Source organism: Geodermatophilus sp. SYSU D01045, assembly GCF_054050295.1.
Genome location: NZ_JBJGZB010000004.1, coordinates 215873 through 222056 on the forward strand (window position 1 = coordinate 215873; position 6184 = coordinate 222056).

The 6184-nt window shown below is 74.3% G+C and carries 9 protein-coding genes; 8 read left to right on the plus strand and 1 reads right to left on the minus strand.

Annotation, left to right across the window (positions count from 1 at the left end):
• The first annotated feature begins 33 nt into the window (after positions 1–33).
• The 6 genes from sodN to ACI798_RS05410 all read left to right on the plus strand — a co-directional run bounded on the left by sodN (position 34) and on the right by ACI798_RS05410 (position 3847).
• Entirely contained in the window at positions 34–438 is a 405-nt protein-coding gene (sodN, locus tag ACI798_RS05385; protein WP_456940313.1) for a superoxide dismutase, Ni, read from the plus strand.
• 124 nt (positions 439–562) lie between these two features.
• The gene (locus ACI798_RS05390; RefSeq protein WP_457047413.1) at positions 563–976 is read left to right on the plus strand and encodes a VOC family protein; all 414 of its coding nucleotides are present in this window, start codon (positions 563–565) and stop codon (positions 974–976) included.
• Between the two features lie 74 nt (positions 977–1050).
• Positions 1051–1728 (plus strand): phosphatidylserine decarboxylase, encoded by a 678-nt coding sequence (locus tag ACI798_RS05395; RefSeq protein WP_456940315.1) that lies wholly within the window; start codon positions 1051–1053, stop codon positions 1726–1728.
• A gap of 10 nt (positions 1729–1738) precedes the next feature.
• A complete protein-coding gene (pssA, locus tag ACI798_RS05400) occupies positions 1739–2569 on the plus strand; it encodes a CDP-diacylglycerol--serine O-phosphatidyltransferase (protein ID WP_456940316.1) in 831 nt (276 codons plus the stop codon).
• Positions 2566–3057, plus strand: a complete 492-nt coding sequence (locus ACI798_RS05405) for an N-acetyltransferase family protein (RefSeq protein WP_456940317.1) — start codon at positions 2566–2568, stop codon at positions 3055–3057. Before pssA ends, ACI798_RS05405 begins: the two co-directional genes overlap by 4 nt.
• 4 nt (positions 3058–3061) lie before the next feature.
• Positions 3062–3847 carry an HAD-IIA family hydrolase gene (locus tag ACI798_RS05410; RefSeq protein WP_456929289.1) on the plus strand — a complete coding sequence of 262 codons (786 nt, stop codon included), beginning with the start codon at positions 3062–3064 and terminating at the stop codon, positions 3845–3847.
• A gap of 56 nt (positions 3848–3903) precedes the next feature.
• Here the strand turns inward: ACI798_RS05410 and ACI798_RS05415 are convergent, their stop codons facing one another.
• Complete coding sequence (locus ACI798_RS05415; RefSeq protein ID WP_456940318.1) at positions 3904–4377, minus strand: hypothetical protein; 474 nt, start codon at positions 4375–4377, stop codon at positions 3904–3906.
• Positions 4378–4458: 81 nt separating this feature from the next.
• On the opposite strand from ACI798_RS05415, the gene ACI798_RS05420 reads away from it, so the two are divergent.
• Both ACI798_RS05420 and ACI798_RS05425 read left to right on the plus strand, forming a co-directional pair.
• Positions 4459–5481: a diacylglycerol/lipid kinase family protein gene (locus tag ACI798_RS05420; RefSeq protein ID WP_456940319.1), complete on the plus strand. Its 1023-nt coding sequence runs from the start codon at positions 4459–4461 to the stop codon at positions 5479–5481.
• Positions 5482–5840: 359 nt separating this feature from the next.
• Positions 5841–6089, plus strand: coding sequence for a WhiB family transcriptional regulator (locus ACI798_RS05425; RefSeq protein ID WP_387990201.1), 249 nt, complete (start codon positions 5841–5843; stop codon positions 6087–6089).
• Positions 6090–6184 lie beyond the last annotated feature (95 nt).

The window sequence follows — 6184 nt, forward strand, 5'->3', positions numbered from 1 at the left end:
CGACCCGATCGATCGACACACGAAGGAGCAAGCATGCTGTTCAGCCGCGTGTTCTCCGCCGTCGAGGCCACCGCGCACTGCGACCTCCCGTGCGGCGTGTACGACCCGGCCCAGGCCCGCATCGAGGCGGAGTCGGTCAAGGCCATCCAGGAGAAGTACCAGGGCAGCGACGACGAGGTCTTCAAGCAGCGCTGCGTGCTCATCAAGGAGCAGCGCTCGGACCTGGTCAAGCACCACCTGTGGGTGCTGTGGACCGACTACTTCAAGCCGCCGCACTTCGAGAAGTACCCGCAGCTGCACGAGCTGTTCAACAAGGCCACCAAGCAGGCCGGCGCCGCCGGCGGCAAGGGCAGCATGGACCCGGCCGAGGGCCAGAAGCTCCTCGACTACATCGCCGAGATCGACAAGATCTTCTGGGAGACCAAGGCCGCGGCCTGAGCGCGGACGACGTCCAGACGGCCGGTGGGCACCTCGCCCACCGGCCGTCGGCGTCCCCGGGACCGATGAGTCCCGCCGCCCCGGCCGGTCTGCACCCCGCCACCCCCAGCCTCGAGGAGACCCGATGGCCGTCCGGCTCAACCCCTACCTGCACTTCTCCGGCAACGCCCGCGAGGCGATGGAGCTCTACCGGTCCGTCTTCGGCGGGCACCTCGAGGTCATGACCTTCGGCGACGTCGGCGGGGGCGGTGACCGGTTCCCCGACGACGGCGTCATGCACGCCTTCCTGCGCACCGACCACGGCCTGGAGCTCATGGCCTCCGACGGCCACGACCCCGACGCCGGCGGGCCGGACAAGGTGTCGGTCTCGCTGTCCGGGGACGAGGCGGAGACCATGACCCGCTGGTTCGAGCAGCTCGCCGAGGGCGGCCAGGTCGACGTCCCGCTCGAGAAGCAGGTGTGGGGCGACACCTTCGGCCAGGTCACCGACCGGTTCGGGATCCGCTGGCTGGTGAACGTCGCGACCCCCGCGAGCTGACGCCGCGACCCGCCCCCCGGCCTCCCCGGCGGGTGGGCGGGGCGCGCGGCCGCCCCCGGTACCGTCGGACCCTGATGCGCATCGACCGGGCCGGGTGGCCCTTCATCACCGGACCCCTGGCCCCGGCCGCCCTGCTGGCCGCCGCCGGCGTGGCCCGCGGGCGCCGCTGGGCGCGGCTCGCCGCGTGGCCGTTCCTCGCCCTGTCGGCCTACATGGTCCTGTTCTTCCGCGACCCCGAGCGCGCCTGCGACCGCGAGGAGCCGCCGGCCGACGTCGTCCTCTCCCCCGCCGACGGCATGGTGATGGTCGCCGGCGAGCCGCAGCAGGGGGTCGCCCCCGAGCCCGCGCCCGAGGGCGGCTGGCAGCAGGTCAGCGTCTTCCTCTCCGTGGTCGACGTGCACGTCAACCGATCGCCCTACCGCGGCGAGGTGGTGCAGAGCTCCTACCGCAAGGGCAGCTTCCTGGCGGCCTACCGCGCGGAGTCGGCGCACCGGAACGAGCGCAGCGAGCTGTGGCTGCGCGACGGCGAGCGCACCGTCGTCTTCCGGCAGCTGGTCGGGGTGCTGGCCCGCCGCATCGTCACGCGCACCGGCGTCGGCCGGCGGCTGGCCACCGGCGAGCGCTTCGGTCTGATGAAGTTCGGCTCGCGGATGGACGTCTTCGTCCCGGCCGGGTGCACGCTCACCGTGCAGAAGGGGCAGCGGGTGCGCGGCGGGGAGACCGTCATCGCCCGCTGGCCCGCCGCGGGCTGAGGGGCCCGCGGTGCCCAGTACCGCCTCGGGAGAGGGGCGGCCGGCCCCCACGCGGCGCACGGCCACGGTCGAGTTCGTCCGCGGGTCGGTGCGCGGCAGCCGCCGGCGCGCGCTGGCGACCCTGCCCAGCCTGTTCACCCTCGGCAACATGATGTGCGGCTTCGCCGCCATCCTCGTGTCGATCCGCGGCCAGTACACGCTCGCCGCGGTGCTCATCGGCCTGTCGGTGCTGTTCGACATCACCGACGGCGCCGTCGCCCGGCTGGTCGGCGCGGTGAGCGCCTTCGGCCTGCAGTTCGACTCGCTCGCCGACCTGGTGTCCTTCGGGCTGGCCCCCGCGCTGCTGGCGTTCACGCTGTTCTCCGAGGGCCGCGACGAGTGGGACCCGCTGGGCTGGGTCGTGTGCTTCCTCTGGGTGGCGTGCGCCGCGATCCGGCTGGCCCGCTTCAACACCACCATCGACCCGACGGCGGACAAGCGGTACTTCACCGGCATGCCCAGCCCCGGCGCGGCCGGCGTCGTGCTGGCCTCGGTGTTCGCGTTCGGTGACCAGATGCAGGGCCGCGACCGGCTGTGGGTGCTGCTCATCGTGGCCGTCCCGGCGCTGCTCATGGTCAGCACCATCCGGTTCCGCTCGTTCCGCTCGCTGGTCAGCCCGAAGAGCGGCCGGCCCTACGGCCTGGTCGCCGCGGCGGTCGCGCTGGTGATCGGCTTCGCCACCGTCCCCGTCGTCACCGGCTGCGTGCTCGCCTACGGCTACCTGCTGGCGCCGGTCCTGGTCCCCCTGCTGTCCCCCCTCGCCCGGCTGGTGCCGGCCCGCCTCCGTGAGGTGCTGACGTGAGCGTCCGCCCGATCCGTCCCGACGACGTCCCGGCCGTGGTCGGCCTGGTCCGCGAGCTCGCCGAGTACGAGAAGGCCGCGCACGAGGTGCGGCTGACCGAGGAGCAGCTGCACACCGCCCTGTTCGGCGACTCCCCCGCGCTGTTCGGGCACGTCGCCGAGCGCGACGGCGCCGTCGTCGGCACGGCGCTGTGGTTCCTCAACTTCTCCACCTGGCGCGGCACCCACGGCATCTACCTCGAGGACCTCTACGTCCAGCCGCAGCACCGCGGCGGTGGCCTGGGCCGGGAGCTGCTGCGCACGCTGGCCGCCACCTGCGTCGAGCGCGGCTACGACCGGCTGGAGTGGTCGGTGCTCGACTGGAACGAGCCGTCGATCGCGTTCTACCGGGCCGCCGGCGCGGTCCCGATGGACGAGTGGACGGTGTTCCGGCTCACCGATCGGGCTCTGGCCGGTTTCGCGGCCGGCCGGCGCGATGCGGCAGGCTGACGCGGTGACCATCGAGCGGGGCACCGCGGAGTGCTGGCTGACCGACATGGACGGCGTCCTCGTGCACGAGGGGCAGGCCCTCCCGGGCGCCGCCGAGTTCCTCGCGCGCCTGGTCGACAAGGACCGCCGGTTCCTCGTCCTGACCAACAACTCGATCTTCACCCCGCGCGACCTGTCCGCCCGGCTGTCCCGCTCGGGCCTGCAGGTGCCCGAGACCTCGATCTGGACCTCGGCCCTGGCGACGGCGGACTTCCTGTCCACCCAGCTGCCCGGCGGCTCGGCCTACGTCATCGGCGAGGCGGGGCTGACCACGGCGCTGTACGAGGCCGGATACACCCTGACCGACACCGACCCGGACTTCGTCGTCCTCGGCGAGACCCGCACCTACTCGTTCGAGGCGATCACCCGGGCGATCCGGCTGATCGGCACCGGCGCGCGGTTCATCGCCACCAACCCCGACGTCACCGGGCCCTCGCCGGAGGGACCGCTGCCGGCCACCGGGTCGGTCGCCGCGATGATCACCGAGGCCACCGGCGCCAAGCCCTACTTCGTCGGCAAGCCCAACCCGATGATGTTCCGCAGCGCGATGAACCGGATCGACGCGCACTCGGAGAGCACGGTGATGATCGGCGACCGGATGGACACCGACGTCGTCGCCGGCATCGAGGCGGGCCTGGAGACGATCCTCGTGCTCACCGGCTCGACCACCGCCGCCGACGTCGGCCGCTTCCCGTTCCGGCCCAGCCGGGTCCTGGACTCGATCGCCGACGTCGTCGACCTCGTCGTCTAGCGGCCGGTCGTCTAGCGGCCGGTCGTCCAGCGGCTGGTCGTCCAGCGACCGGTCGTCTAGCGGTCCAGGAAGGCCAGCCGCGCCTCGGGCGTGAACAGCAGGTACAGCTCCGCGACCGCCAGCACGATCAGCGGGATGCCCAGCAGCGGCTGGCCGCCGGGGAACGCGGTGCTGTAGCCGAACAGCCCCAGCAGGATCTGCAGGACGACGACCGGCCCCCGCGCCCACCCCGACACCCGCCGCAGGCCGACGGCGGCGGCGGCCAGGACGGCGCCGAAGATGCCGACGTAGACCACCTCGGCCAGCGCGCGGGCCACGCTGTCGGGGTCGCTGGTGAGGGTCAGCCACAGGAGGACCAGCGCCCCGCCGATCAGCAGGGCCGCCTCGATCGCGGCCACCAGCGCCGCCCGGACGACCGCCGGCGGGGCCTCGGGCCGCGCTGGCCGCGGCGGGCGGGCGGAGGGCTGCGCGGCGCCGCCGAGGAGCCGCTCGGCCCGGCTGGGGCGGCGGGTCGCGTCCTCGTCCGTCACAGGAGCGAGGCTACGCGTCACCGGTCACGCCAGGTCCCGTCCGTGCCCGTCGGACGCCCGGGTGCTGGCTAGCCTGGCCGCATGCGTGCGCTCGTGGTGGCCAACCCCGCGGCGACGACGACCACCGGCCGGGTCCGGGACGTGCTCGTCGGCGCGCTGGCCAGCGAGCTCAAGGTGGACCTCGCCGAGACCACCCACCGCGGCCACGCCCGCGAGCTGGGCCGGCACGCGCTGGCCGACGGGTTCGACGTCGTCGTCGCACTCGGCGGGGACGGCACCGTCAACGAGGTGGTCAACGGCCTGCTGGCCGACGGGCCCGGCGAGCACGTGCCGACGCTGGCGGTCGTCCCCGGCGGCTCGACCAACGTGTTCTCCCGGGCCCTGGGCCGCTCCCGCGACCCGGTCGAGGCCACCGGCGAGATCCTCGACGCGCTGCGCGCCGGGCGCACCCGCCGCGTCTCGCTCGGCACCGCCAGCGCCACCGGCACCAGCACCGCGCCCGCGGAGGGGGTGGACCCGGCCGCCGCGACCACCGTCGCCGAGGTCGACGCCGCGGCCGACCGAGGCTGGACCGACCCGCGCTGGTTCGTCTTCGCCGCCGGCCTGGGCTTCGACGCCGACGTCATCGCGCGGGTGGAGGCCCAGCGGGCGCGCGGCCGTCGCTCCACCGGCGCGCTCTACGTCCGGGAGGCCACCCGGGCGTTCGTCCTCGGCCGCGAGCGCCGCCGGCCCGCCGTGACGCTGTGCGTCCCGGGCTCCCCGGACCTCGACGGGCTCTTCCTCTGCCTGGTCTCCAACGTCAGCCCGTGGACCTACCTGGGCTCCCGGCCGGTCAACCCGAGCCCGGAGGCCTCCTTCGAGGCCGGCCTCGACGTGTTCGCGCTCGGCCGGATGGGCGTGCTGCGGATGCTGCACACCACCCGGCAGGTGCTGGCCCGCCGCCCCGACGCGCGCGGCCGCGGCGTGCACCGCCTGCACGACCTCGCCGGGTTCGAGCTGCGGGCGTCCCGCCCGCAGGGCTGGCAGCTCGACGGCGACCACCTCGGGACGGCGACCGGGCTGCGCGTGCGGTCGGTGCCGTCGGCGCTGTCCGTCATCGCCTAGGTCAGGACCCCACTGCCCCCACCCCTCGCACGCTCGGGGCGCGCCCCTGCAGCGGGGCCGAGGCCGGATCGTCGGGCCCGAGGACACGCCCGGGGGCCCGTGTCAAGCACCACTACGCCGCCGAGTGGCGGCCCTAGCACGCCCGTGGTGAGCTTGCTCACGAGGGGTCGACCCAGGGCCCCGGTGCGCTTGACACGAGTTCCTCAGGTGAAAACATCGCGAGAGGAACGCAACCTGCCGGTAACAAGCGGTGGGCGGTCGCTGGAACGAGGCGCTGGGCAACCGGTGTCGCGCCCGCGCGAGCGGCCCGATGTCAGCGATTCGCAAGCAATGTAGTCGACACCGAGGAGTGCACAGACATGGACTGGCGCCACCGCGCGCTCTGCCGGGACGAGGACCCGGAGCTGTTCTTCCCCATCGGGACGACCGGCCCCGCCCTCGTGCAGATCGAGCAGGCGAAGGCGGTCTGCCGCCGCTGCTCGGTCGTCGAGTCCTGCCTCGACTGGGCTCTGCGCTCGGGTCAGGACTCCGGCGTGTGGGGCGGGCTGTCCGAGGACGAGCGGCGTGCTCTCAAGCGCCGTCAGTCCCGCACCCGCGTCCGCGCCTGACGCAGCGGCTGCCGGCTCCCGCCGGCTGAGCAACGGGGGGGGGGGGGGTGGCCCCCCACCCCAGCGCCCCCGCCGCGGCCGGAGGCCACCGCGCC